Raw genomic sequence first — 23,163 nt, 5'->3', positions numbered from 1 at the left:
ATGTTTTGCGCATGCAAGGAGACGAGATGACGTCCACCGTACTGATCACCGGCGCCAATCGCGGCGTCGGGCTGGCGCTGGCTCGCCACTACCATGACGCGGGCTGGACCGTGATCGGTGTCTGCCGGGAGGCGTCCTTCGAGCTGGCCGAGGTGGCGGCTCGCGTCATCGAGGGAATCGACGTGACGCGTGAGAAGGACGTGGAGCGCCTGGCCGCCGAGCTCGAGGGCCAGGCGCTGGCGTTGCTGATCAACAACGCCGGAATGCTCCATGACGAGGTACTGGGAGAGATCGACTTCGACGCGATCCGCACCCAGATGGAGATCAACGCCTATGCGCCGCTGCGGGTGGTGGAGGCGCTGTTGCCGTGCCTGGGTGAAGGGGCGAAGATCGCCAACATCACCAGCCGCATGGGCTCGATCGCCGACAACGATTCCGGTGGCCGATACGGTTACCGCGCTTCCAAGGCGGCGCTGAACGCCTTCGGCAAGTCGCTGGCAGTGGATCTGGCCCCGCGCGGCATCGCCGTGGCCCAGCTGCATCCCGGCTATGTACAGACACGGATGGTCGGCTTCGGTGGCCTGATTTCCCCGGCAGAGGCCGCCGCGGGGCTGGCCGAGCGCATCGAGGCGCTGACGCTGGAGACCAGCGGCGGTTTCTGGCACAGCAACGGCGAACGCCTGCCATGGTGAGCGCCGCGGCAGGAGAGAGAGGCGCCTTCGTCACCCCCGTGGCGCGCGAACGGCTGCTGGCGGGCGTCGAGGCGGCCGGCGAGGCGGTGATGGCGATCTATCGACGGCCCTTCGACGTCGAGACCAAGGCCGACGACAGCCCGGTCACCGAGGCCGATCTCTGTGCCCACCATGCGCTGGTCGACCTGCTCGGCGAGGTGACGCCGGCGGTACCGGTGCTTTCCGAGGAGTCGGAGGCCGTGCCCTACGCCACTCGCCGCACCTGGCAGCGCTACTGGCTCGTCGACCCGTTGGACGGGACCAAGGAATTCATCCGACGCAGCGGCGACTTCACGCTCAACGTGGCGCTGATCGAGGACGGCGTGCCGACCTTCGGCATCGTGCATGCGCCGACGCTCGGCGTGAGTTGGTTCGGCCAGCTCGGAGAGGGCGCCTGGCGGCGTGAGGCCGGTGAGACGCGGGCGATCGGCGTGCGCCCTCTGCCGGACCCGGCGTTCGAAGCCTGGCGGGTCATGGGCAGCCGCTCCCATGGCCTGTCGGCGCTGGCGAGCTTCCTGGAACGCCTGCCATGCCACGCGCTCGTCTCGCGAGGCAGTTCGCTGAAACTGTGTCTGGTGGCGGAGGGGAGCGCCGACCTCTATCCGCGCTTCGGCCCGACCAGCGAGTGGGACACGGCGGCGGCCCAGGCGGTGGTGACGGCGGCCGGTGGCCAGGTACTGGATGCCGGGTCCCTCAAGCCGCTTCGCTGCAACCGTCATGACTCGCTGCTCAATCCCGCTTTCATCGCCTGTGGCGAGCGAGATCCCCGCTGGGAGCGGGCGCTGGCCGAGAGCCTCGTCGAGGGGGATTGAGCCTCCCCGGTTCGGCTGGAAGTCGACCGCTGTTCGACAATCCCTGAGGCGCAAAATTTTCATCCACATGTCACCCTGTGACCTCCCCCGTTTGGACTATCGTATAGGTCCGATCAGGTCAGTCGGAGGCGGTCACATGTGTCATGTCGAGATCGAGCGGCGTCCCCTGCACCGACTTCACGCGCGTGTCGGCGCCGCGCCCGATGTGGTCTTCATCGTGCCGCGTCACGAGCCGTTGCGCGGCGTCGGCTGGGATCCCCGACGGGGACTCTTCCTGATGCTGCAGTGCGGTGATCGTTGCTACCCGCTCTACGATGTCAGTCGCGACAGCGACATCCTGGCCATGCGTCTGCTGGCAGTGGAAGTGGCTGCACCCGATGATCCCCGGGTGAAGGCGTTCGTCATCGAGGCGCTGGGCGAGGCACTGGGAGTGGCGGTCTAGTCGTTCCGCCGGGCGCTGCCGAGGTCACGTCAAGGCGCGGTGGCCGCGAGGCGCTTCCCCGGCGGCTGTCGATAGGCTCGAGACAGAGGCCGGGCCGGGCGGTACAATCGCTGCATTTCCCACACCCATCATCGCCCCGACCTGCTTGGATGCCCGAGCATGCGGGCGAGTACTGATCAGTAACGAGCCTCAATGTCGACCGACCCTATCGCCCAAGAAGCCGCGCTGCGTCGCACCTTCGCGATCATCTCGCACCCCGATGCGGGTAAGACCACCATCACCGAGAAGATGCTGCTGTTCGGAAACGCCATCCAGATGGCGGGTTCGGTGAAGAGCAAGCGCGACGATCGTCATGCCACCTCCGACTGGATGAAGATGGAGCAGGAGCGCGGCATCTCGGTGACCACCTCCGTGATGCAGTTCCCCTACGGCGGGCGTATCGTCAACCTGCTCGACACCCCGGGCCACGAGGACTTCTCCGAGGATACCTACCGCACCCTGACCGCGGTGGACTCGGCGCTGATGGTGATCGACGGCGCCAAGGGCGTTGAGGACCGCACCATCAAGCTGATGGAGGTCTGCCGGCTGCGCACCACGCCGATCCTGACCTTCATCAACAAGATGGACCGTGATATCCGTGACCCCATCGAAGTGATGGACGAGGTCGAGAAGGTGCTCAACATCCAGTGCGCGCCCATGACCTGGCCGATCGGCATGGGCCGTCACTTCAAGGGTGTCTATCACCTCTACAACGACGTCATCCACCTCTACACCCAGGGCCAGGGCAACCGCATCCCCGAGGACAAGCGCATCGAGGGCCTCGACAGCCCCGAGGTCGACGAGATCCTGGGCGAGGACGCCGCCGAGGAGCTGCGCATGGAGGTCGAGCTGGTGCGCGGCGCCTCCCACGAATTCGACCTCGAGGCCTATCGTCGCGGCGAGCTGACCCCGGTGTACTTCGGTACCGCCATGGGCAACTTCGGCGTGCGCGAGATGCTGGACGGCTTCGTCGAGTATGCGCCGGCACCCCAGCCGCGGGAGACCAATCTGCGTACGGTGGAATCCGAGGACGGCAAGTTCACCGGCTTCGTGTTCAAGATCCAGGCCAACATGGACCCGAACCACCGCGATCGGATCGCCTTCCTGCGGGTCTGCTCGGGCAAGTACGAGAAGAACATGAAGATGCGCCACACGCGCATCGGCAAGGACGTCAAGATCGCCGACGCCCTGACCTTCATGGCCTCGGATCGTTCCCACGTAGAGGAAGCCTGGCCCGGTGACATCATCGGCCTGCACAACCACGGCACCATCCAGATCGGCGACACCTTCACCCAGGGCGAGGACATGCGCTTCACCGGCATTCCGCACTTCGCTCCGGAGCTGTTCAAACGCGTGCGCCTCAAGGACCCGTTGAAGATGAAGGCGCTGCAGAAGGGCCTGCAGCAGCTGTCCGAGGAGGGCGCCACCCAGGTGTTCATGCCGATGGACAACAACGATCTGATCCTCGGCGCCGTGGGCACCCTGCAGTTCGACGTGGTCGCCCATCGCCTCAAGGAAGAGTACAAGGTCGACTGCATCTACGAGGGCATCAACGTCCAGACCGCCCGCTGGGTCTACTGCGACGACGCCAAGATGCTCGAGGAGTTCAAGCGCAAGGCCAGCCAGAACCTCGCCATCGACGGCGGTGGCTACCTGACCTACATCGCACCGACCCGGGTCAACCTGCAGATGACCCAGGAGCGCTGGCCGGACGTTCGCTTCAGCCCGACCCGCGAGCACTGACCCGGGCTGCGCCCGGAGCCTTACGCTAGAAGCTTGAAGAGCGGCGCTTCGTGCCTGAAAGCGAGAAGAAGAACCGCCCCTAGGCACTTGCCATAGAGGCGGTTCGCGTTACGCTTCTTTCCAGCTTCCAGCTTCCAGCTTCCAGCTTCCAGCTTCCAGCTTATGTTGATCGACGCCCACTGCCATCTGGACTTTCCCGACTTCGACGCCGACCGCGAGGCGGTGCTGGCGCGTGCCCATGCGGCGGGCGTCGAGCACTTCGTGGTGCCGGGCACCCGGCGTCGCGACTGGCCGCGGGTGCTGGCGCTGGGAGCACGGCATGACATCAGCGTCTGCCTGGGGCTGCATCCGTACTTCATGCAGGATCACCGCGAGGGCGACGTCGATGCCCTGGCGGCGGCGCTGGACGCGCACCCCGAGGCGGTGGCGCTGGGCGAGTGCGGCATCGATGCGCGCTTCACTGACACCCTGGACGCCCAGTGGGCGCTGTTCGACGGCCAGGTCCGCCTCGCCAAGGCGAGGAACCTGCCGCTGGTGATCCACTGCGTGCGGGCCAACGACCCGCTGGCCAAGCGGCTGCGTCAGCTGTCGCCCGAGGCCGGCGGGCTGATCCACGCCTTCGCCGGCTCGCCCCAGCAGGCTCAGGCGTTTCTCGATCTCGGCTTCGTGGTGGGGCTTGGCGGGGCGCTGACCCACGATCGAGCCAAGCGACTGCAGCGCAGCGTGGCCGCGCTGCCGGACGATGGCTACGTGCTGGAGACCGACAGTCCGGACATGCCGCCGGCCGGTCATCAGGGCGAGCGTAACGAGCCGGCCAGGGTGAGCGAGGTGTGTCGCCGGGTGGCCGAGCTGCGGGGGCAGTGCGCCGAGCGGGTGGCGGCGGACAGCGCCGCCACCGCTCGGCGGCTGTTCGGCCTTGCGCCGGATTCGTGACGCGGCGGATTATCCAATCTCTGCTTTGTGCAAGGCTTTGTCGGTTCGAGTTCGAGCACCGCGTCCACCATCATTAATCACCGGTGGCAGCAATGAAAGAATGGCATGCCAAGCGGCTTAAGTTATTCACCAAGCGGGCAGTTAACCACTGAATCCGACAACCACATAACTGTGAAATACAGTTTCATCATAGCCATTGTACAACCCACCTCGCTTGAGACCACAACCGGCTAACGGCACAGAGGCGTTTCCATCATCGAGATTTCCTCGAAGGGGCCTGGCAAGGGTTGCCGACTGGACAGCGGCAGACTGAATTTCTTCAACGCAGCTCGCTGCCCACAGTACTGGTCACTACAACTGCCGGATGGATTGGCTAACAAAGTGATAGATTCCTGATCACTTGACAGGCTCAACGTGCAATCCCGGTCGGTAACTTCGTAGCGGCCGTTGAGACGGGTAGCCATCAGGCGTGGCGTACCGCAATAGTGCCCTCCCGCCTGCCAGGAACTGATCTCGAAGCTTACCCGGCTCCCTTGGTCATCTAGGATCATCGTGTCACTGCCATCTCGCCCACAGTAGACGCCGGTTAGATTAGCCGCCGACACTTCAACGGTGCCGCCCATCAGGCAACCTGCCAGCAGAATCGTGATGGTTGATTCTCTCATGATGACCTTCCCCTCTTTATCGCTCCACAACCCCTCCCTAGCAAGGGCCATCAGTCTATGGATGTCGTAATACAAGCAAGTCTACAGAGCGAGATAGGTAGGAGGCCGGAGCATGTCAATACAATGATCACCAAAACACAGTCGAATCTCCGCCCCCCGGAATTAGCTTACGTAGGGGGCTTGGGCAATACCGCCTGAGATTACTCCTGCTCAGCCACTGCTGAGCATTCGACCGCTATGGCCTGCAGAACCTGGTGGTGACAGCCAGTCAGCAACGCCTCTCCTCCTGCCATCAGAACTACCACTTTCATCACTCGCTCTGCATCAACATGCTGGTCATGGCGAGGTCATAACGCTCATGTTGACGGTTCTTGCGTGAAGCTTACCTTGATTAAGTACATTTCATAATAATTCCAGAGCAAGGAGCCGACATGACCATCTCTCATCCTCCCCCGCTCCGCACCCGCGTCAAACGGGCATCCTGGGCTTTGGTTGCCGGCTTCAGTCTGACTGCACTGTCTGGCTGCGAGACGATGGGCGAGATGAACCCCGACACGCTCGGCACCCTGATTGGAGGAAGTGCCGGGGCGCTTGTGGGCTCGCAGGTCGGAGGTGGAAGCGGTCGCCTTGTAGCCACAGGGGTCGGTACCATTGCGGGGGCCTTGATCGGGCGCGAGATTGCCCGACACCTGAGTCGCTCTGGCCAGCAGGAGATGGTGGATGCCAACCAGCGAGCCTTAGAGACCGGGCAGCCCCAATCCTGGGAAGACCCCGAAACCGGTGCCAGAGGTCAGACCAAGGTCACTCAGCGTTCCACCCAGCGCCGCGAGGTACCGGTCAGCGTCAAGCGCGATCGCGTCGATGAGATGCCGCCCATCGACCTGATCGGCTCCAGTTATCGTGCCACCGCCAGCAGTAACGTACGCGGTGGCCCGAGCACCGAGTACCGCAGCGTCGGCTCGCTTGCCGCCGGTCAGAGCGTACATGTGGTGGGCAAGGTGGAGGGCCGCGATTGGTATCTGATCGCCGAGGAGGGGGCTGCAGATGGTTTCGTGGCCACCCGGCTGCTGACGCCTGCGCCTCAGCAGCCGCAGAGTCCCCCGGTTACCGGCGGAGAGGGGGAGGTCATGCTGGTGCAGGCGGAGCGTACCTGTAGCGTCAACACTACCCGGGTCACCGAGCCGGACGGTTCCGTGGCCGAAGATCGCATCCGGATCTGCGAGGGACCGGATGGCTATGTGATCGAGGAAGCCTGAGCTCGCAGTGGAGGTGTCATGATGATGGGGGTCACCCTGTTTCCCTTCGCTGCGGTCGTGCTGGCGCTGCTCGGCCTTGCGCCGTCCGATGCCCGGGCTGCCGAGCGCAGCGTCGCCCGCATGGGCGAGCTAAGGGCCGTCGTCAGCGAGCCTGACTGGTGCGGCCAGACGGTGGCGGTGCGTGTACAGGCTACTCGAGCAGAGGCGCTGACCGAGGATACCCGACAACTACAGCGCCTAGCCGGTGGCGTTCGCCAGATCCTAGGCCTCGAGTGCCCCAACCTCCAGCAGCTGCAGCTCACGGGGGTAGCCAATGGCCAGATTGTAGGACGCTGGACGCATCTTGCTAACGGTAGACTGCGGGCAAGCGCGACGTCCGATACGGTCGCTCAGCAGGCGGCTCAACCGCTTGCGCTCACCGAGCCATTAAGTCGTGCGCAGATAGCCGAGCTCCAGCGTCGCTTGAGCCAGCTCGGCTACCGGCCCGGCCCGGTCGATGGGCTGATGGGCCGGAGAACTACCCGGGCGATCCGCGCCTATCAGGCCGCCAACGGCCTCCCGCAGACGGGCCAGCCGGCGATCGCGCTGGCGCATATGCGGGGTGCCACCGCGGGGGGCAGCGCGGTGCAGGGCGGCTCGGCGGCCACGATAGCCGGCGTCGAGAGCGCGCCGCTCAACGGCGAGGAGGCCTACCCGGCCCTGCTGCGGCACTATATTCGCGCACATCCCGAGGCCGTTGACGATCCGGCCTTTCTGCCCTATTTCGCCGGCTACGAGTGCCGCGCGCAGGGCTGGCGAGGCAACCTGAACCCCTTCGAGCTGCGTGAGGTCAAGGACGCCGCGCGCCGGCGCCTAGCGGCCATGCGCGCCGAGCTTGGCGGAGGAGAGGCCATGCCGGGCGCGCGGATCGCCTTCACGGCTCGCCTGCGGCTGGCGGACTATGACTTCGAGCGCCAGAGCTTTCCCATCCTGCCGCACGGCTCCATCGAGGGCCAGATTCGGCCGGGGGATTTCTGCCAGAGCGTGGCGCGCCAGGAAGGCTTGCGGCTGCACGACCAGAAGGCGTTTCCCTCCGCGTTCCGAGTTACCCTGCCGGCCGGCGAGCAGGCGCTCGAAGCGGCCGGCGTGGCCGCGCTGCTGGGCGGCCGGCTCGCCATGCCGTCAGGTGCCGCCGAGGAGCTCTACGCCTCGGACTTTCCGAACATTTCGGTGATCGTCACCGGCCGCGTCGAAGGGGTGACCCGCGCGACCCAGGGCCATAGCCTGGTGCAGCTGCGCCCGCTGAAGGCCGAGGTGAGAACGCCAGGCAATCCCCAGTATTCCCGCCAGCTGGCCGTGTTGGGGGCCGACGCCCTGACCCTGCCCGAACCGCAGTCCGCCGGCGACGACGCGCCCGTGGTTGCCGACAGCCTACAGGGGGCCGATCTGACGGGTAGCGCTCTGCTGGTCTCGGCCCTGCATGAGTCACCGGCGCTGCTCGATGACCCACGCACCGCGGCGCGATACGCCTACTGGGACGGTGAACGGGGCTGCATTCCTGAGGCCAACCTGCGTGGCAAGGCCAACGCCGAATTCGAGCGCCAGCGCCTGCTGGAGGCGGCGCCGCAGCGCGCCGCGAGCAAACTGGCGGAGGCTTCTGTCCATAATCGCTTCCACGCTACCAGCGAGGGCGAGCTGCAGGAATACGACACCGAGCGCGGCGCGTTCGGCTTGCGCATACGCCTTTCCAGCGGCCGCCCCGATGATGCAACGGAGCGGTTTCGCTTCAGCGTTACTGATCGGGCGCGCATTCCCGATTGCGTTACCAGAGATGGTCCCGATCTGCCCCGGTTCAACAGTGTCGAGATCCGCGATGAAGGGCTGCTGGCCGCGGTGCCGAAGGCGGCCGGCCCGGCAGAACAGCTGGTCAAGGCCAACCCTGAACGTCAGGTCTCGATCCAGCTCGAGCTGCGCCTCGTGGGGTTCGAGCGCGCCTACGGCAAGATTCAGGGCGCCCGCATGGAGCTACTGCGCGGCCGCGTCTTCGACGCCGTGAGCGGAGAGCTGCTCAAGGAGGTCACCCTCGAGCAGGTCAACGCGGCCCGGCCTGCGTCCTCACTCTGGGAGGACTACGCCGAGCTTGACTACCGGGCGCTGTTTCTGCATCTGGTGCGCGGTCGTCCCGCCCTGGCCGAGCGCAGCGACTATGTCGACGCCTACATGCGCGTGGAGGCGTGCAATCGCGTGCGCGACGCCGAGGGCAATCCCATTACCATGGCTCGGCTACAGCAGGAGTTCCGCACTCAACTCGCGGAGGCAGTGGAGACGACGGGCCGCCGGTACGTGCGGGTGGCGTTCCCCAACGAAGTGCTTGGCCAGTATGACATGGACGCCGAGCGTTTCCCCTTTACCTCGAGGCGTGGCGATATCAGCTTCTATCGCCAGGTGCACAGCTACCAGTTGAACCGTTACTGCCGACCCGGTGACGACTCCGAAGTGCCGCAGGCCTTTAGCCTGGCACTCGATGGCATGGAGCCCTTAATCGACGCAGGGCTGCCGATGGAGTCGAAAACGGCCGAGACGTTCCTCGAGCGCTTCAATGGGCGCAAGGATGGCCGTGAGCGGCAGGTCACGATCGAGGTGCTGGCGAGCCTTGGAACGCCGCCGGCGCCGGGTGCCGAACAGGCATCGGAGAGTACTGCCATGCCGGCGACCGTGCATGCCATGCGGGTGCTGGACCGCAAGGATGACAGTGTGCTCTTCCAGGCCGGCGAGTTGCCGGGCGAAGACGGCACCGAGGTCGTTGAAGCCGAAGCGCAGGCCCCACCCCCCGGCGCTGCGCCGACAGAGGTGTCGGCCGTTGATCTAGACGCTTCTCCTGAGCGTGAATCTCTTGCCCTGGTGGGGGTAAGCCTGGGCATGGAGGCCGAGCAGGCCCGGCAGGCCTTGACCGAACGCTTCTCTTCCGAGGCGATCTCCTGGCCGGACGAGCAAACTATCGCCGCTGAGGAGGGAAACTGTCTCTACCACGTCATCACAGACCCCCGGCTGGCCGAAGAGGTCGGGGCCGCGTGCGCTAAGGCTGAGTTCAACGAAGACGGCCTGGTTCGTCATGTCTATGTGCGTAATGTTGTGGAAGGAGAGCAAACAGCAGCACTGGAGGAACTGCTGGTCTCACGATTCGGCTCACCAGGCGATCGTGTGAAAGACGCTGAGACTGAGACGCTGATTTTGGCCTGGGGCGACCCACTGGCGGCGCCGCCAGAGGTATTCGGGCGAAGTGTCTCGGCCGGTCAATCGCTACTGACTCTCGAGGGTCGCATCAGTGAGGCCCATGGTCTGACACTGGTGGCACTGCGTCTGGATGCACCACCTCCTGAATCTGCTGCACCGGAGGCCGAGGTGCCGGAGATTCGTTTCTAGCTGGCCGTTGCTTATCTAAACAGGAGTGGCTCCCGGCCGGGAGGGGGAGAGCTACAGTCTCAATAAGCTGGTCCAAGCAGCGGATGTCTGTCCGCTGCAGATGTGGCGTATTGAGGTCGGAGTTTGGCTGAAGAAGGCAGAGCCTCCATTTTCTGAATGGTAAGTAGCGCGAGTGTGCAACAAGCTTGGTTGTCGAAAAACGGATTTAGGCCTTGGTGGCTAGCGTCTCCGGGTCAAGGCGCTCGAGCGGGTAGGGCAGCTGCAGGCGCTTGAACTGCTGGCCGTCGACGCTGAGCGGTTCGGGGGCTTCCTTGGTGCTCATCACCGCGAGCACCTCCGGCTGGCCGTAGGCGTCGAGCTCGGCGCACAGCACCTCACCGAGGCTCTTGCCGTTGGCATCCACCACCGCGCTGCCCTCGGCGGGCAGTCGCTCGCCCTCGAGCTGGCCGCGCACCAGGCGCTTCTTCACCTGACCGCGGAAGTGCGCCCGGGCCACGACTTCCTGGCCGGTATAGCAGCCCTTCTTGAAGCTGATGCCGCCGAGCGCCTCCCAGTTGAGCATCTGCGGCAGATGGGCGTCGGCCTGGTCGGCGTTCAGCCAGGCCATCCCGGCCTGGATGTCGTGCAGGCGCCAGACGGCGTTGTCGACTGGGGTGGTCTGATCGGCCAGCGACTGCCAGATGGCTTCGGCGCGCTCGGCGGGCAGACAGGCCAGCAGGCGAGGGCGCGGCCCGGGATGGGCGAGCAGCTGAAGGTCGTCGCCGTTGGCCTGATGCCAGGCCGTGGGTGGCCGCACGTCCAGGCGCGCCTCGGCCACTGCCGGCGCCTCGCGCCCGATCAGTCCGATCAGCGCCAGGTCGTCGCGGACCGTGAGCTCGGCCTTGTAGAAGGGCGCGAACTTCCTGAGATGGTCGTGCAGGCCCTGCACCAGGCTGCGATGCATCAGCAGCCGGTAGTGGCCCTCGGCCACGCGCCACAGCTGGGCGTTGGCCAGCATCCGGCCCTTGGGCGTGCAGAAGCTGGTCAGCGGCGCGAAGGCGCCGTCGGCCAGCGATACCTGGGCGCTGGTCTGGCCCTGCAGGAAACCTTCGGCGTCGGCGCCGCTGACATCGAGGATGCCCAGATGGACCAGCGGCGTCATCACGGTGGCGTCCATGGCGAGATGTGCCTGGTCCGGCGTCTCGAAGACGAGGCGCGTGTCGTCTTTCCGGCGGCCGCCGAGGCGGTCGAGCCAATCATTCATGTGGGATCTTCCTTGTCTCTTTCCTTAGGCCTTTGCTCCCCCGAGATGAGGGCGTCGGGGCGTCAATGCAACCGCTGCCGGGCCCCGAGGCGGCATGCTAGACTCGTGCCGTTCCCATCCAGCCGACCGGAGAGCCAGCCCATGGCCCAGCAGAGCCTCACCTTCAAGGGCGTCGAGAACGCCGATCAGGTCAATCGCATCACCACCGCCCTGATGATGCTCGACGGCGTCGAGAGTGTCGAGGTCGGTCGCCACGGCGCCGAGGTCGACGGCCGCGCGCGTCGCGAGGCGCTGATTCAGGCCGTCAAGAAGCTGGGGCTCGGCATCCAGGTGTCGTGATGAAGCCGCCGATCCGTGTCACCAGTCAGCGCGATCGCGTCTTCCGCCAGCGGGTCGAGCTCGAGGGTGCGGAGGACCTGTTCGTCGACGTGCCCGAGGCCTTCGGCGGCGAGGGCAGCGCGCCGGATCCCCACGACTACTTCGACCTGTCGCTGGGCGCCTGCAAGGCGATCACCGCCCAGATGTACGCACGGCGCAAGGAATGGCCGCTGGCAGGCGTCGAGGTGACGGTCAATCGCGATGAACGCGAGGAGCGCCGCGGCGTCTATCGTCTGGAGGTCGTCATGGCTTTCCTCGGCGATCTCGACGACGACCAGCGGGCGCGGCTCGAGGAAATCAGCGACAAGTGCCCGATCCACCGCCTGATGACCGCCGCCACGGTGGAGATCACCACCCGGCAGCGCGACTGAGCCCCAGATTCATGTGACCTGCCGTCACTGAGACCAGGAGACCCGATGAGCAAGGCATTCCGACTCGAGTCCAAGTACCGGCCCGCCGGCGATCAGCCCTCGGCCATCCAGGGCCTGGTCAACGGGCTGGATGCCGGACTGGCCCACCAGACGCTGCTCGGCGTGACCGGTTCGGGCAAGACCTACACCATGGCCAACGTGGTCGAGCGCCTGCAGCGGCCGACCATCGTCATGGCGCCCAACAAGACGCTGGCGGCCCAGCTCTACGGCGAGTTCAAGTCGTTCTTCCCCGACAACGCCGTGGAATACTTCGTCTCCTACTACGACTACTACCAGCCCGAGGCCTATGTGCCGTCCTCGGACACCTTCATCGAGAAGGACGCCTCGATCAACGACCACATCGAGCAGATGCGCCTGTCGGCGACCAAGGCGCTGCTCGAGCGTCGCGACGCCCTGATCGTGGTCTCGGTGTCGGCCATCTACGGCCTCGGCGATCCCGATCAGTACCTGAAGATGCGCCTGCACTTCAATCGCGGCGAGCTGATCGACCAGCGGGCCTTCCTGCGCCGCCTGGCGGAGCTGCAGTACACCCGCAACGACCTGGACTTCAAGCGCGGCACCTACCGGGTGCGCGGCGACGTGATCGACATCTTCCCGGCCGACGCCGAGGACGAGGCGGTGCGCGTGGAGCTGTTCGACGACGAGATCGACGGCATCAGCCTGTTCGACCCGCTGACCGGCGAGGTGCGCGGCAAGGTCCCGCGCATGACCATTTACCCGAAGTCGCACTACGTCACGCCCCGCGAGACCATCATGGGCGCCATCGACCGCATCAAGGAGGAGCTCGCGGAGCGGCTGGCCTTCATGCGCCAGCACGACAAGCTGGTGGAGGCTCAGCGCCTCGAGCAGCGCACCCTCTACGACATCGAGATGATGCTCGAGCTCGGCTACTGCAACGGTATCGAGAACTACTCGCGCTATCTCTCCGGCCGCGAGCCGGGCCAGGCGCCGCCGACCTTCTTCGACTATCTGCCCAGCGACGCGCTGCTGTTCATCGACGAGTCCCATGTCAGCGTTCCCCAGGTGGGCGGCATGTACAAGGGCGACCGCTCGCGCAAGGAGACCCTGGTCGAGTACGGCTTCCGCCTGCCCTCGGCGCTGGACAACCGGCCGATGAAGTTCGAGGAGTGGGAGCGGATCAGCCCTCAGACGGTCTTCGTCTCGGCCACGCCCGGCCCCTACGAAGCCGAGCACGCCGGCCAGGTGGTCGAGCAGGTGGTGCGCCCCACCGGGCTGCTCGATCCCGAGCTCGAGGTGCGGCCGGCCTCCACCCAGGTCGATGACCTGCTGTCCGAGATCCGCGAGCGCACCGCGGTCGAGGAGCGCGTACTGGTCACCACCCTGACCAAGCGCATGGCCGAGGACCTCACCGAGTACCTCGACGAGCACGACGTGCGGGTGCGCTACCTGCACTCCGACATCGACACCGTGGAACGGGTCGAGATCATTCGCGACCTGCGCCTCGGCAAGTTCGACGTGCTGGTGGGCATCAACCTGCTGCGCGAGGGCCTCGACATTCCCGAGGTGTCGCTGGTGGCGATCCTCGATGCCGACAAGGAAGGCTTCTTGCGCAACGAGCGCTCGCTGATCCAGACCATCGGCCGGGCGGCGCGCAACGCACACGGCAAGGCGGTGCTCTACGCCGACCGCATCACCGATTCCATGCGCCGTGCCATGGACGAGACCGAGCGTCGCCGAGCCAAGCAGATCGCTCACAATGAGGAGCATGGCATCGTGCCGGAGACGGTGCATCGCTCGGTGGCCGACATCCTCGAGGCCGCCGAGGCCCCGGGGCGCAAGGGCAAGGGCCGCAAGAACGAGCGCAAGGTGGCCGAGGGTTCGGCGGTCTACGATCCGAACGATCTGGGACCGGCCGAGCTGGCGAAGGAAATCACCCGGCTGGAGGACGCCATGTCAGAGGCCGCCCAGAACCTCGAATTCGAGGAGGCCGCGCGGCTGCGCGACCGGCTGCTGGAGCTCAAGGAGCGTCAGCTCGCGGTCGGCTAGGCGTGACGGGTGTGTATGGAAGGCGTTAGCAAGGAGCAAACATGCCGGAAGGACCCGAGATCCGTCGGGCGGCGGATGCGCTGCACGATCACATCGCCGGGCGTCGCCTCGACGACGCCTGGTTCGCGTTTCCCGAGCTGGCGGACCAGGCCGGCTCGCTGATCGGCCGCGAGGTGAGGGCGGTCGACAGCTGGGGCAAGGCGCTGCTGACCCGCTTCGACGACGGTCGAGTGCTCTATTCCCACAACCAGCTCTATGGCGTGTGGAAGCTCCACGACGCCGAGCGCGAGCCCGATACCCAACGCTCGTTGCGCGTTCGCCTGACCGCCGGGGATCGCATGGCGAGCCTCTACAGCGCCTCTGACGTGTCGCTGTGGGAAGAAGGGCGCCTGCACGAGCATCCCTTCCTGTCGCGACTCGGTCCCGATCTGCTGACCCATGAGGTGACGGTCGACACCATCGTCGAGCGGCTGATGGACCCGCGCTGGCGCGGACGCCGCCTGGGCGGCCTGCTGCTGGACCAGTCCCTGGTCGCGGGGCTCGGCAACTACCTGCGCTCGGAGATCCTGTTCTTCGCCGCGCTCTCCCATCGGGTCCGGCCGGTCGACCTGAGCGACGATGAGCGTCGTCAGCTGGCCGAGCAGATGCTGGCGCTGACGCGGCGCTCCTACGAGACCGGCGGGGTGACCAACCGCGACGACTGGGCCGCCGCCGACCGTCGCGAGGGACGTAGCCGCAGACGCTGGCGCTTCGCCGCCTTCGAGCGTGAAGGCCTGCCGTGCCATCGCTGCGAGCGGCTGATCGAGAAGCTCAGCGTGGCCTCAAGGCGGCTCTATCGCTGCCCGTCCTGCCAGCCGGACTGAGCCTTACGAGGCTCTCGGGGGAAGCGTATACCGTTATCTTGCATTTTCCTTACCTCGCTAACCTCGGTGGCGCTGCCGCAGGAAGGCAAGTGCGATATAATGCCTGCCCGTTCGAGCCCGCCACCGGTTTCCGGCCGCAGGCGTCTGCCGGATCAGCGTTGAGTCCGGCATCTGCCTTGAGAAGCGGGCGTGTCGACCCACCCAATGGAGCGTCTTGCCCATGACCGTGATCCGCCAGGATGACCTCATCCAGAGCGTCGCCGATGCCCTGCAGTACATCTCCTACTACCATCCCAAGGACTTCATCGACGCCATGGCGGCGGCCTACGAGCGCGAGGAGAACCCCGCGGCCAAGGACGCCATCGCCCAGATCCTGATCAACTCGCGGATGTGTGCCACCGGCCACCGGCCGATCTGCCAGGACACCGGCATTGTCACCGTCTTCGTCCACGTCGGCATGAATGTGCGCTTCGAGACCGACATGAGCCTCGACGACATGGTCAACGAGGGCGTGCGCCGGGCCTACAAGCTGCCCGACAACATCCTGCGCGCCTCGGTGCTGGCCGACCCGGACGGCAAGCGTCAGAACACCAAGGACAACACCCCGGCGATCATCCACCACAAGCTGGTGCCCGGTGACACCGTCGAGGTGCACGTGGCGGCCAAGGGCGGCGGCAGCGAGGCCAAGTCCAAGTTCGCCATGCTCAACCCCTCCGATAGCGTGGTCGACTGGGTGCTCGAGCAGCTGCCCAAGATGGGCGCCGGCTGGTGCCCGCCCGGCATGCTCGGCATCGGCATCGGCGGTACCGCCGAGAAGGCCATGGAGCTCGCCAAGGAGTCACTGCTCGACCCGATCGACATCCAGGACCTGCAGGCCCGCGGGGCGTCCGATCGCGCCGAGGAGCTGCGCCTCGAGCTCTACGACAAGGTCAACCGGAGCGGCATCGGCGCCCAGGGCCTCGGTGGCCTGACCACGGTGCTCGACATCAAGGTCAAGGACTACCCGACCCACGCGGCCAACAAGCCGGTGGCGATCATCCCCAACTGCGCGGCCACCCGTCACGCCCACTTCACGCTGGACGGCACCGGCCCGGCGGCCCTGCCGGCGCCGAAGCTGGAGGACTGGCCGGAGATCACCCGCGAGGCGGGCGACAACGTCAAGCGCGTCAACCTCGATGCGATCACCCCGGAAGAGGTGCAGAGCTGGCAGCCCGGCGACACCCTGTTGCTCAACGGCAATCTGCTGACCGGCCGCGACGCCGCCCACAAGCGCATGGTCGACATGCTGGCCAAGGGCGAGAGCCTGCCGGTGGACCTCAAGGGACGCTTCATCTACTACGTCGGTCCGGTCGATCCGGTCGGCGACGAGGTGGTCGGCCCGGCAGGCCCGACGACCGCGACGCGCATGGACAAGTTCACCCGCACCATGCTCGAACAGACCGGCCTGCAGGGCATGGTCGGCAAGGCCGAGCGGGGCGAGGCGGCCATCGAGGCGATCCGCGACAACCAGGCCGTCTACCTGATGGCGGTGGGCGGTTCCGCCTACCTGGTGGCCCAGGCCATCAAGCAGGCCCGGGTGGTCGGCTTCGAGGATTTGGGCATGGAAGCCATCTACGAGTTCGAGGTGGAGGACATGCCGGTGACCGTGGCCGTGGACAGCGCGGGCACGTCGGTCCACCAGACCGGTCCGGCCAAGTGGAAGGAGATCATCGCCGAGCGCGCCTGATCCCTGACGCCAGCGTGATGATCGACGGCCCCGCCAACTGGCGGGGCCGTCGTCGTTTTGCGTATGCTGGGCACTTCGGCCGCTCATCCCACGGAAAGGGAGTCTGCTCATGACGTCATGGCTGCTCGGCATGCTGATCCTCGCCCTCCATCTGCTCGGCATGCTGTCGGCGGTGCAGGCGTTGATGTCGGCGCGTACCTCACAGGGGGCCATCGCCTGGATCCTGTCGCTGGTCACCGTGCCCTATCTGGCGGTGCCGGCCTACTGGGTGTTCGGTCGACCGCGCTTCTATGGTTACGTCTCCGCGCGTGGCGAGCGCGACACCGTGCTCCGTCGAGTGCTGGAAGGCTATCGCGAGCGGATCGTGCCCTATCTGGCCGGCGCCCGGGAGGCCGACGTGCGGGCGGTCGAGAAGCTGGCGATGATGCCGATGACCAGTGGCAATCGCGCCGAACTGCTGGTCGATGGGGAGGCGACCTTTGACAGCCTGTTCGCCGGCATCGACGCCGCCGAGGATTACATCCTGATCCAGTTCTTCATCGTGCGTGACGATGACCTGGGGCGTCGCCTGCGCGAGCGGCTGTGCGCGGCGGCGGAGCGGGGGGTCTGGGTGCGCTTCCTGTATGACGAGATCGGCAGCCATGCCTTGCCCGAGCGCTACCTGAAGGCGCTGCGCGAGGCCGGCATCGAAATCAGCGCCTTTCACTCCTCCCGCGGGTTGAGGCATCGCTTCCAGCTCAACTTCCGCAACCACCGCAAGATCGTGGTGGTCGACGGCTATCAGGGTTGGATCGGCGGCCATAACGTCGGCGTCGAATACCTGGGCCGGCATGCCCGTCACGGGCACTGGCGGGATACGCATCTCAAGCTCACTGGCCCCAGCGTGCTCGGTCTGCAGGAGGCCTTCTGGGAGGACTGGCACTGGGCCACCGGTGAGGTGATCCGCCTGGACTGGTTGCCGCGACAGAGCGAGGCCTCGTCGCAGAACGTGGTCATCGTGCCCTCGGGGCCGGCCGACCCCCAGGAGACCGCCAGCCTGCTGGTGCAGCACGCCATTCATCGCGCCCACGAGCGGCTGTGGATCACCAGTCCCTACTTCGTACCGGATCACAGCGTCCAGGACGCCCTGCGCCTGGCGGCGATGCGTGGCGTGGACGTGCGCATCATGATGCCGGAACGTCCGGACCACCTGCTGGTGTTCCTGTCGGCCTTCTCCTTCCTGCCCGACATGCTGCGCGCCGGGGTCAAGGTCTATCGCTACCAGCCGGGGTTTTTGCACCAGAAGGTGATCCTGATCGACGATGCGGCGGCCTGCGTGGGCACGGTCAACCTCGACAATCGCTCCTTCCGGCTCAATTTCGAGGTCACCGCCTTCGTGCCGGACCGTGGTTTCGCCGCCGAGGTGGAAGCCATGCTGGAGCGGGATTTCGCCGGCTGCCGGGAAGTGTCGCTGGAGGAGATCCGCTCGCGACCGCTGTGGAAGAAGCTGGTGTCCCGGGGCGCCTACCTGTTCGCACCGGTGCAGTGAGCGTCCTTTGCTTGGGTCGTGTGGGCGCCTGGGGTACATTAGCGACCTGGCTGGCCCCCGGGCCGCTAATGCATCCGTGATCGGGAGTCGTGGTGAACCTCGAGACCAAGTGGCTGGAAGACTTCGTCGCCCTGGCCAATACCCGCAGCTTTTCCGCCTCGGCCCGCCAGCGTCATGTCACGCAGCCGGCCTTCAGTCGTCGCATCCGCTCCCTGGAGCAGGCCGTGGGCGTGACCCTGGTCGATCGCTCCACCACCCCGGTCGATCTCACGCCCCAGGGCCAGCTGTTCCTGGTCACTGCGCGCAACATGGTCGAGCAGCTCAACGAGAGCCTCGGGCACCTGCGCGGACTGTCGATGGCCAACGAGGCGCTCGACATCGTCGCCGCCCACTCCCTGGCACTGAGCTTCTTCCCGCCCTGGATCTCTCGCCTGCAGAAGGGCGTGGGCGAGCTGCCGACGCGGCTGGTGGCGATGAACGTGGGCGATGCCATCCACGTGCTGAGGGAAGGCAACTGCGACCTGATGCTGGCCTACTACGACCCCTATGCCACCATGCAGCTGGACGCCGAGGTCTTTCCGTCGTTCTCCATCGGCCAGGTCAAGATGGTGCCGGTGAGCCTGCCGGACGAGTCGGGCAAGCCACGCTTCCCACTGGAGGGGCGCCAGGAGGTGCCGTACCTGGCCTATACCCAGGGCGCCTTCCTCGGGCGCAGCGTGCGCATGCTGCTCAAGAACGACCCGCTGCGGATGCGGCTGCGGGTGGTCTACGAGACCGCCATGGCCGAAGGCCTCAAGGGCATGGTGCTGCAGGGGGTGGGCATGGCCTGGATTCCCGACTTCTGCATCCGCGAGGAGCTCAACAGCGGTCGCCTGGTGCGGGCTGGCGCCGAGAGCTACGACGTGCCGCTGGAGATCCGGCTCTATCGCTGCTCTCTGGTGCACAAGCCGGGGGTGGAGAAGCTGTGGCGGCAGATGATGAAGTTGCCGCGGGATTTCCTCCAGGCCTGATCTGTCGGTTCGGATCATCGTATCGGGCGCCGTCTCGGGGTCAGACCCTTCAGTGGCCTTAGGATCGGAGATCCTAAGGCCACTGAAGGGTCTGACCCCATGTCCGCTCTGCTATACCCCGATCACGGGCCACCGAAGTCCGCGGGCAGGCCCAGGAAATTCTGGATGATGAAGAAGTGGTCCTCGAACAGCGCATCGGGTTCGAGGTCGGCCAGCGGCACCCAGCGGGCGTGGTCGCCGCCCTTGACCGGCTTGAGCTGCGGCAGCTGCTGCTCCGGGCGCAGGGCGAAGTAGAAGGCTTCCGCCAGGGTGCGTCCCCGCCAGCTACGATGCGGCTCGTCGAACAGCCGCTGTCCGCGTAGCGATCCCTTCAGCACCGGCTCCGGCACCTTGAGCCGCACCCGCTCGCGCAGCTCCCGCAGGCAGGCGTCCAGCAGCCGCTCCTGAGGGCTGATGAAGCCGCCGGGGAGGGCATAGAGCCCCTTGCCCGGCGCCGCGGTACGCTTGACCAGCAGCACGTGCCCCGACTGCACCACCACCGCGCAGGCGGTGACGAACACCGGCGGGTAGGGCGCGTGGGCCCAGGCCTGACGGTACTGCTCCAGCAGCCCCTGTTCCTCCACCAGCTGCTCGAAGGCCTCGGTCTCGAGGAATCCCTTGAGACTGTCCACCACACCCGGCGGCAGGTCGTGGGAGGCGCCGGCGCTGGCGTAGTCGGCCGCGGCGATCGACGAGCGGAACAGGCGCTCGCGGATCTGGCTCGCCGAGATGCCCTCGACCATCGGCACGCTGACGGACTCCCACTGTGGGAAGAGCGAAAGGTAGTAGCTGGACTGGCCGCGGCTGGCGCCGATCAGGCCGATACGCGGCAGTCTGGCATGGCTCGGCGAGGCAATGTCGCGCACCTTGCGCTGCACGTCACGGACCCAGACGTCGTTGTTGTAGAGCGCATCGAGCAGCGGCACGATCTCGAGCCGGGCGTTGTCGTCGGCATCGAAGGCGCTCCTGAGCATCCGGCGGCGCTCGTCGAAGCGCCAGGGATTGCGCAGCGAGCGGGCCTGCCAGGCGGAGCCCACCAGCACGATCACCTGCCGGGCCCGCTTGAGCGCCTCGTGGATCACCGCCAGATGCCCCAGGTGGGGCGGCTGGAAGCGACCGATGAAGACCAGGCAATCGAAGTCGGGGGAGGACGTCTCGGCGTCCGGCGGCGGACACATGGCGGGGCTCCGGCGGGAAAAGGCCCATTATGGTGAGCCCCATGAAGCCGTGCAATGCGAATGCTCGTGACGACCGGAAGGCTCCGGTATGCTGACGCGGCAAGGGACTGTGAAGGAGACATCGTGATGTGGCGCCGTATCAAGCAGGTCGTACTCTTCTGGTGGGTCGTGACCCGCGACGCCGTCAAGCTGTGGGTCGAGCGCAACGCCTTCAGCTATGCCGGCTCGCTGGCCTTCTACACGCTGTTCTCGCTGGCACCGACCATGATCATCGCGGTGACCGTCATCGGCGTGGTGCTGGGCGAGGAGGCCGCCCAGGGGCAGATCGTTGCCCAGCTCGAGGGCACCATGGGCACCGGGGCCGCCGAGGCCATCCAGAATGCCGTGGCCCAGTCGCGCATCGAGGCCTCGGGGCTGTGGCCGACGCTGATGGGCATCGGCGCCATGCTGGTCGGTGCGACCACCGTGTTCGGCCAGATGCAGTACTCGCTGAATACCCTGTGGGGCGTCACTGCTCACCCGAAGGCCAACAGCGTGCTGCTGCTGCTGAAGAAGCGCACCCTGTCGATGACGGTGGTGCTGGCCATCGGCTTCATCCTGCTGGTGTCGCTGGTGCTGGGCGTGGCGGTCAGGTCGCTGCTGCACGCGGCCAATGACCTGATGCCGTTCGTCGGTGCCCTGACCGCTGGCATCGAGTTCCTGATCTCCCTGGCGCTGGTCAGCGCCCTGTTCGCGACCATCTTCCGGGTGCTGCCGGACGTGCTGCTGAGCTGGCGCGACGTGCTGGTGGGGGCCGTGGTGACCGCACTGCTGTTCGCTGTGGGTCGCAGCGCCATCGCCACCTACCTGGCCTATACCGCCACCGCGTCCACCTACGGGGCGGCGGGCTCGGTGGTGGTCGTGCTGCTGTGGGTCTACTACAGCTCGCTGATCCTGCTGTTCGGCGCCGCCTTCACCAAGAGCCTGCTGCTGGCACGGGGCGGCAAGGTGATCCCGCGCAATACCGCCGTGCTGGTGCATCACGAGCTGGTCGAGGACGAGTCCCGTGACGAGCCCGCGACGAACGGCCATCGCTGGTGGCCCGGCCGCCACCGTGCCGACGCGACGCCTCACGAGACGTCTGATCGCATGCCCGCCGGCGAACGTGCCAGCGGGTCGTCCTCCCACGCCGAGGCGAGGGCGAAGGACGCCGATGGCACCAATGGCGACCCGGTCTCCCGACCCACTTCGCCTCGCTGAGCCTCAGCCGGCCTCGAACCGCTCCCGGGCCATGTCGTCGGCGACCGGGGCCGGGCTGCGGCCCTCCTGCGCGGCCCTGGCGAAGATCTCGTCCAGGGTCGTGCCGATCCCGGCGATATGCGCCATCACCGCCTCGGGGCGAGCGTCGTCACGGCGCTGCCAGGCGATCTCGATCACGCCGCCGGCATTGGCCACGTAGTCGGGCGTGTAGAGGATGCCGCGGGCCTGCAGCTGGCCCGCCACCTCCGCGTGGGCCAGCTGATTGTTGGCCGCCCCGCACACCACCCGCGCCTTGAGGCGCCTCACCACCTCCGGCGTCAGCGCCGCGCCCATGGCGCAGGGGGCGAAGACGTCCACCTCGGCATCGACGATGGCCTCGGGCGCCACCATCTCGGCCTCCAGCTCCCCGGCCAGCCGGGTCACCGCGTCGCGGTCGACGTCGGCCAGCACCAGCCGCGCGCCGGCGTCGTGGAGCCGACGGGCCAGGTGGGTGCCGACGTGGCCGACGCCCTGGAGGGCGACCCGCAGCCCGGCGAACTGATCCTCGGATTCCGCCCGGCCGAGGCCGTGATACACGGCGCTCTGCATGGCATGGAAGACGCCGAGCGCGGTCCAGGGCGAGGGGTCGCCGGAGCTGCCATCGCGGCCGAGCCCGCCCACGTGGGGGGTGACCTCGGCGATGACGCGCATGTCCGCCTCGCCGGAACCGGAATCCTCGGCGGTGATGTAGCGCCCGCCCAGCGAGTCGATCAGTCGGCCCATGGCGAGCAATAGCTCGGGTGTCTTGTCGCGACGCGGATCGGCGATGATCACCGCCTTGCCGCCGCCCAGCGGCAGATCGGCCAATGCCGACTTGTAGGTCATGCCGCGGGACAGCCGCAGCACGTCGGTGAGGGCGTCGGCCTCGCTGGCGTAGGGATAGATTCGCAGTCCGCCGAGCGCCGGGCCGCGGGTGGTGTCGTGGATGGCGATGATGGCGCGCAGGCCGCTGGCCGCGTCGCAGCCGTGAATGACCTGCTGATGGTGGTCGAAATCGGGATGATCGAAGACCGGCATGAGGCGTCTCCCTTATGAGGAAACCGGGGCAGCGAGACGGCGCGACGAGGCTTGTGACCGCGCAAACGCCGATGTCACCCTGTAGATTAGGTTATCATCATCGCCAACCGCTCACGAAGGAGGCGTCGAATGGATGCTCATGCCATCAAGGCGCGTGTCAGCGGCCGCGTCCAGGGCGTCTGGTATCGCCGCTCCACCCAGGAGCGCGCGAGGCAGTCCGGGGTGACCGGCTACGCCATCAATCTCGCCGATGGCCGCGTGGAGGTGCTGCTGTGCGGGGCACGCGAGGACGTCGAGGCCGTGGCGGCCTGGCTGTGGCAGGGGCCGCCGAACGCCGAGGTCACGAGCGTCGAGACCGAGGAGATCGCGCTGGCGGAGGGCGAGGCGCCGGACGACTTCATTACCGGCTGACGGCGCCAAGAGCCGGATACCGCGCCCCAAC

20 protein-coding genes are annotated in these 23,163 nt (G+C 66.6%); 16 read left to right on the top strand and 4 right to left on the bottom strand.

Translation table 11 applies throughout. The features are described from left to right. The first annotated feature begins 26 nt into the window (after positions 1 to 26). From UN84_RS08110 to UN84_RS08090, 5 genes are all read left to right on the top strand, one after another. Entirely contained in the window at positions 27 to 692 is a 666-nt protein-coding gene (locus UN84_RS08110) for an SDR family oxidoreductase (RefSeq protein ID WP_046078725.1), read from the top strand. Then, positions 686 to 1,543, top strand: coding sequence for a 3'(2'),5'-bisphosphate nucleotidase CysQ (gene cysQ / locus UN84_RS08105; protein WP_046078724.1), 858 nt, complete (start codon positions 686 to 688; stop codon positions 1,541 to 1,543). Before UN84_RS08110 ends, cysQ begins: the two co-directional genes overlap by 7 nt. A gap of 136 nt (positions 1,544 to 1,679) precedes the next feature. After that, positions 1,680 to 1,985: a hypothetical protein gene (locus UN84_RS08100; RefSeq protein ID WP_046078723.1), complete on the top strand. Its 306-nt coding sequence runs from the start codon at positions 1,680 to 1,682 to the stop codon at positions 1,983 to 1,985. Between the two features lie 192 nt (positions 1,986 to 2,177). Continuing rightward, positions 2,178 to 3,767: a peptide chain release factor 3 gene (prfC, locus tag UN84_RS08095; protein WP_035598590.1), complete on the top strand. Its 1,590-nt coding sequence runs from the start codon at positions 2,178 to 2,180 to the stop codon at positions 3,765 to 3,767. A gap of 162 nt (positions 3,768 to 3,929) precedes the next feature. Further along, positions 3,930 to 4,700: a TatD family hydrolase gene (locus UN84_RS08090; protein ID WP_046078722.1), complete on the top strand. Its 771-nt coding sequence runs from the start codon at positions 3,930 to 3,932 to the stop codon at positions 4,698 to 4,700. 230 nt (positions 4,701 to 4,930) lie between these two features. Here UN84_RS08090 and UN84_RS08085 read toward each other — a convergent pair whose 3' ends face one another. Continuing rightward, on the bottom strand, positions 4,931 to 5,365 hold the full coding sequence (locus UN84_RS08085) for a hypothetical protein (protein ID WP_152662847.1): 435 nt from the start codon (positions 5,363 to 5,365) through the stop codon (positions 4,931 to 4,933). Positions 5,366 to 5,796: 431 nt separating this feature from the next. On the opposite strand from UN84_RS08085, the gene UN84_RS08080 reads away from it, so the two are divergent. Both UN84_RS08080 and UN84_RS08075 read left to right on the top strand, forming a co-directional pair. After that, positions 5,797 to 6,621: an SH3 domain-containing protein gene (locus tag UN84_RS08080; RefSeq protein ID WP_046078721.1), complete on the top strand. Its 825-nt coding sequence runs from the start codon at positions 5,797 to 5,799 to the stop codon at positions 6,619 to 6,621. Between the two features lie 18 nt (positions 6,622 to 6,639). Continuing rightward, positions 6,640 to 10,023: a peptidoglycan-binding protein gene (locus UN84_RS08075; protein ID WP_046078720.1), complete on the top strand. Its 3,384-nt coding sequence runs from the start codon at positions 6,640 to 6,642 to the stop codon at positions 10,021 to 10,023. A gap of 205 nt (positions 10,024 to 10,228) precedes the next feature. On the opposite strand, the gene ygfZ is transcribed toward UN84_RS08075, so the two are convergent. Then, the gene (ygfZ, locus tag UN84_RS08070) at positions 10,229 to 11,266 is read right to left on the bottom strand and encodes a CAF17-like 4Fe-4S cluster assembly/insertion protein YgfZ (protein ID WP_082090842.1); all 1,038 of its coding nucleotides are present in this window, start codon (positions 11,264 to 11,266) and stop codon (positions 10,229 to 10,231) included. 141 nt (positions 11,267 to 11,407) lie between these two features. Here ygfZ and UN84_RS08065 point away from each other — a divergent pair, with 141 nt between their 5' ends. From UN84_RS08065 to UN84_RS08035, 7 genes are all read left to right on the top strand, one after another. Continuing rightward, complete coding sequence (locus UN84_RS08065; RefSeq protein ID WP_046078719.1) at positions 11,408 to 11,605, top strand: hypothetical protein; 198 nt, start codon at positions 11,408 to 11,410, stop codon at positions 11,603 to 11,605. Beyond that, the gene (locus UN84_RS08060) at positions 11,605 to 12,015 is read left to right on the top strand and encodes an OsmC family protein (RefSeq protein ID WP_046078718.1); all 411 of its coding nucleotides are present in this window, start codon (positions 11,605 to 11,607) and stop codon (positions 12,013 to 12,015) included. The genes UN84_RS08065 and UN84_RS08060 overlap by 1 nt, the downstream gene beginning before the upstream one ends. Before the next feature lie 45 nt (positions 12,016 to 12,060). Continuing rightward, the gene (gene uvrB / locus UN84_RS08055; protein WP_046078717.1) at positions 12,061 to 14,082 is read left to right on the top strand and encodes an excinuclease ABC subunit UvrB; all 2,022 of its coding nucleotides are present in this window, start codon (positions 12,061 to 12,063) and stop codon (positions 14,080 to 14,082) included. A gap of 41 nt (positions 14,083 to 14,123) precedes the next feature. Next, complete coding sequence (nei, locus tag UN84_RS08050) at positions 14,124 to 14,945, top strand: endonuclease VIII (RefSeq protein WP_046078716.1); 822 nt, start codon at positions 14,124 to 14,126, stop codon at positions 14,943 to 14,945. Positions 14,946 to 15,165: 220 nt separating this feature from the next. Next, positions 15,166 to 16,671: a fumarate hydratase gene (locus UN84_RS08045; RefSeq protein WP_046078715.1), complete on the top strand. Its 1,506-nt coding sequence runs from the start codon at positions 15,166 to 15,168 to the stop codon at positions 16,669 to 16,671. 109 nt (positions 16,672 to 16,780) lie between these two features. Further along, positions 16,781 to 18,199 (top strand): cardiolipin synthase, encoded by a 1,419-nt coding sequence (gene cls / locus UN84_RS08040; protein ID WP_046078714.1) that lies wholly within the window; start codon positions 16,781 to 16,783, stop codon positions 18,197 to 18,199. A gap of 92 nt (positions 18,200 to 18,291) precedes the next feature. Beyond that, a complete protein-coding gene (locus UN84_RS08035) occupies positions 18,292 to 19,209 on the top strand; it encodes a LysR substrate-binding domain-containing protein (protein WP_046078713.1) in 918 nt (305 codons plus the stop codon). A gap of 122 nt (positions 19,210 to 19,331) precedes the next feature. Here UN84_RS08035 and UN84_RS08030 read toward each other — a convergent pair whose 3' ends face one another. After that, a complete protein-coding gene (locus UN84_RS08030; RefSeq protein ID WP_035598507.1) occupies positions 19,332 to 20,426 on the bottom strand; it encodes a bifunctional nicotinamide-nucleotide adenylyltransferase/Nudix hydroxylase in 1,095 nt (364 codons plus the stop codon). A 126-nt stretch (positions 20,427 to 20,552) separates the two neighbouring features. Here UN84_RS08030 and UN84_RS08025 point away from each other — a divergent pair, with 126 nt between their 5' ends. Next, a complete protein-coding gene (locus UN84_RS08025; RefSeq protein ID WP_173834986.1) occupies positions 20,553 to 21,665 on the top strand; it encodes a YhjD/YihY/BrkB family envelope integrity protein in 1,113 nt (370 codons plus the stop codon). Between the two features lie 3 nt (positions 21,666 to 21,668). Here the strand turns inward: UN84_RS08025 and UN84_RS08020 are convergent, their stop codons facing one another. Next, complete coding sequence (locus UN84_RS08020; RefSeq protein WP_046078712.1) at positions 21,669 to 22,721, bottom strand: Glu/Leu/Phe/Val family dehydrogenase; 1,053 nt, start codon at positions 22,719 to 22,721, stop codon at positions 21,669 to 21,671. Between the two features lie 129 nt (positions 22,722 to 22,850). Here UN84_RS08020 and UN84_RS08015 point away from each other — a divergent pair, with 129 nt between their 5' ends. After that, on the top strand, positions 22,851 to 23,132 hold the full coding sequence (locus UN84_RS08015) for an acylphosphatase (protein WP_046078711.1): 282 nt from the start codon (positions 22,851 to 22,853) through the stop codon (positions 23,130 to 23,132). The last annotated feature ends 31 nt before the right edge of the window (positions 23,133 to 23,163 follow it).

Source organism: Halomonas sp. HG01, from assembly GCF_000968715.2.
Lineage (GTDB): Bacteria > Pseudomonadota > Gammaproteobacteria > Pseudomonadales > Halomonadaceae > Halomonas > Halomonas halophila.
This window is presented reverse-complemented; position numbering and strand designations above follow the sequence as displayed.

What these genes read in the sequence shown, in the direction of transcription:
- UN84_RS08110 (WP_046078725.1), top strand. Translation starts at nt 27, where the DNA reads ATGACGTCCACCGTACTGATCACCGGCGCCAATCGCGGCGTCGGGCTG.
- cysQ (WP_046078724.1), top strand. Translation starts at nt 686, where the DNA reads ATGGTGAGCGCCGCGGCAGGAGAGAGAGGCGCCTTCGTCACCCCCGTG.
- UN84_RS08025 (WP_173834986.1), top strand. Translation starts at nt 20,553, where the DNA reads ATGTGGCGCCGTATCAAGCAGGTCGTACTCTTCTGGTGGGTCGTGACC.
- UN84_RS08075 (WP_046078720.1), top strand. Translation starts at nt 6,640, where the DNA reads ATGATGATGGGGGTCACCCTGTTTCCCTTCGCTGCGGTCGTGCTGGCG.
- UN84_RS08060 (WP_046078718.1), top strand. Translation starts at nt 11,605, where the DNA reads ATGAAGCCGCCGATCCGTGTCACCAGTCAGCGCGATCGCGTCTTCCGC.
- ygfZ (WP_082090842.1), bottom strand. Translation starts at nt 11,266, where the DNA reads ATGAATGATTGGCTCGACCGCCTCGGCGGCCGCCGGAAAGACGACACG.
- UN84_RS08020 (WP_046078712.1), bottom strand. Translation starts at nt 22,721, where the DNA reads ATGCCGGTCTTCGATCATCCCGATTTCGACCACCATCAGCAGGTCATT.
- cls (WP_046078714.1), top strand. Translation starts at nt 16,781, where the DNA reads ATGACGTCATGGCTGCTCGGCATGCTGATCCTCGCCCTCCATCTGCTC.
- UN84_RS08065 (WP_046078719.1), top strand. Translation starts at nt 11,408, where the DNA reads ATGGCCCAGCAGAGCCTCACCTTCAAGGGCGTCGAGAACGCCGATCAG.
- UN84_RS08015 (WP_046078711.1), top strand. Translation starts at nt 22,851, where the DNA reads ATGGATGCTCATGCCATCAAGGCGCGTGTCAGCGGCCGCGTCCAGGGC.
- UN84_RS08080 (WP_046078721.1), top strand. Translation starts at nt 5,797, where the DNA reads ATGACCATCTCTCATCCTCCCCCGCTCCGCACCCGCGTCAAACGGGCA.
- prfC (WP_035598590.1), top strand. Translation starts at nt 2,178, where the DNA reads ATGTCGACCGACCCTATCGCCCAAGAAGCCGCGCTGCGTCGCACCTTC.
- nei (WP_046078716.1), top strand. Translation starts at nt 14,124, where the DNA reads ATGCCGGAAGGACCCGAGATCCGTCGGGCGGCGGATGCGCTGCACGAT.
- UN84_RS08030 (WP_035598507.1), bottom strand. Translation starts at nt 20,426, where the DNA reads ATGTGTCCGCCGCCGGACGCCGAGACGTCCTCCCCCGACTTCGATTGC.
- UN84_RS08100 (WP_046078723.1), top strand. Translation starts at nt 1,680, where the DNA reads ATGTGTCATGTCGAGATCGAGCGGCGTCCCCTGCACCGACTTCACGCG.
- UN84_RS08090 (WP_046078722.1), top strand. Translation starts at nt 3,930, where the DNA reads ATGTTGATCGACGCCCACTGCCATCTGGACTTTCCCGACTTCGACGCC.
- UN84_RS08045 (WP_046078715.1), top strand. Translation starts at nt 15,166, where the DNA reads ATGACCGTGATCCGCCAGGATGACCTCATCCAGAGCGTCGCCGATGCC.
- UN84_RS08085 (WP_152662847.1), bottom strand. Translation starts at nt 5,365, where the DNA reads ATGAGAGAATCAACCATCACGATTCTGCTGGCAGGTTGCCTGATGGGC.
- uvrB (WP_046078717.1), top strand. Translation starts at nt 12,061, where the DNA reads ATGAGCAAGGCATTCCGACTCGAGTCCAAGTACCGGCCCGCCGGCGAT.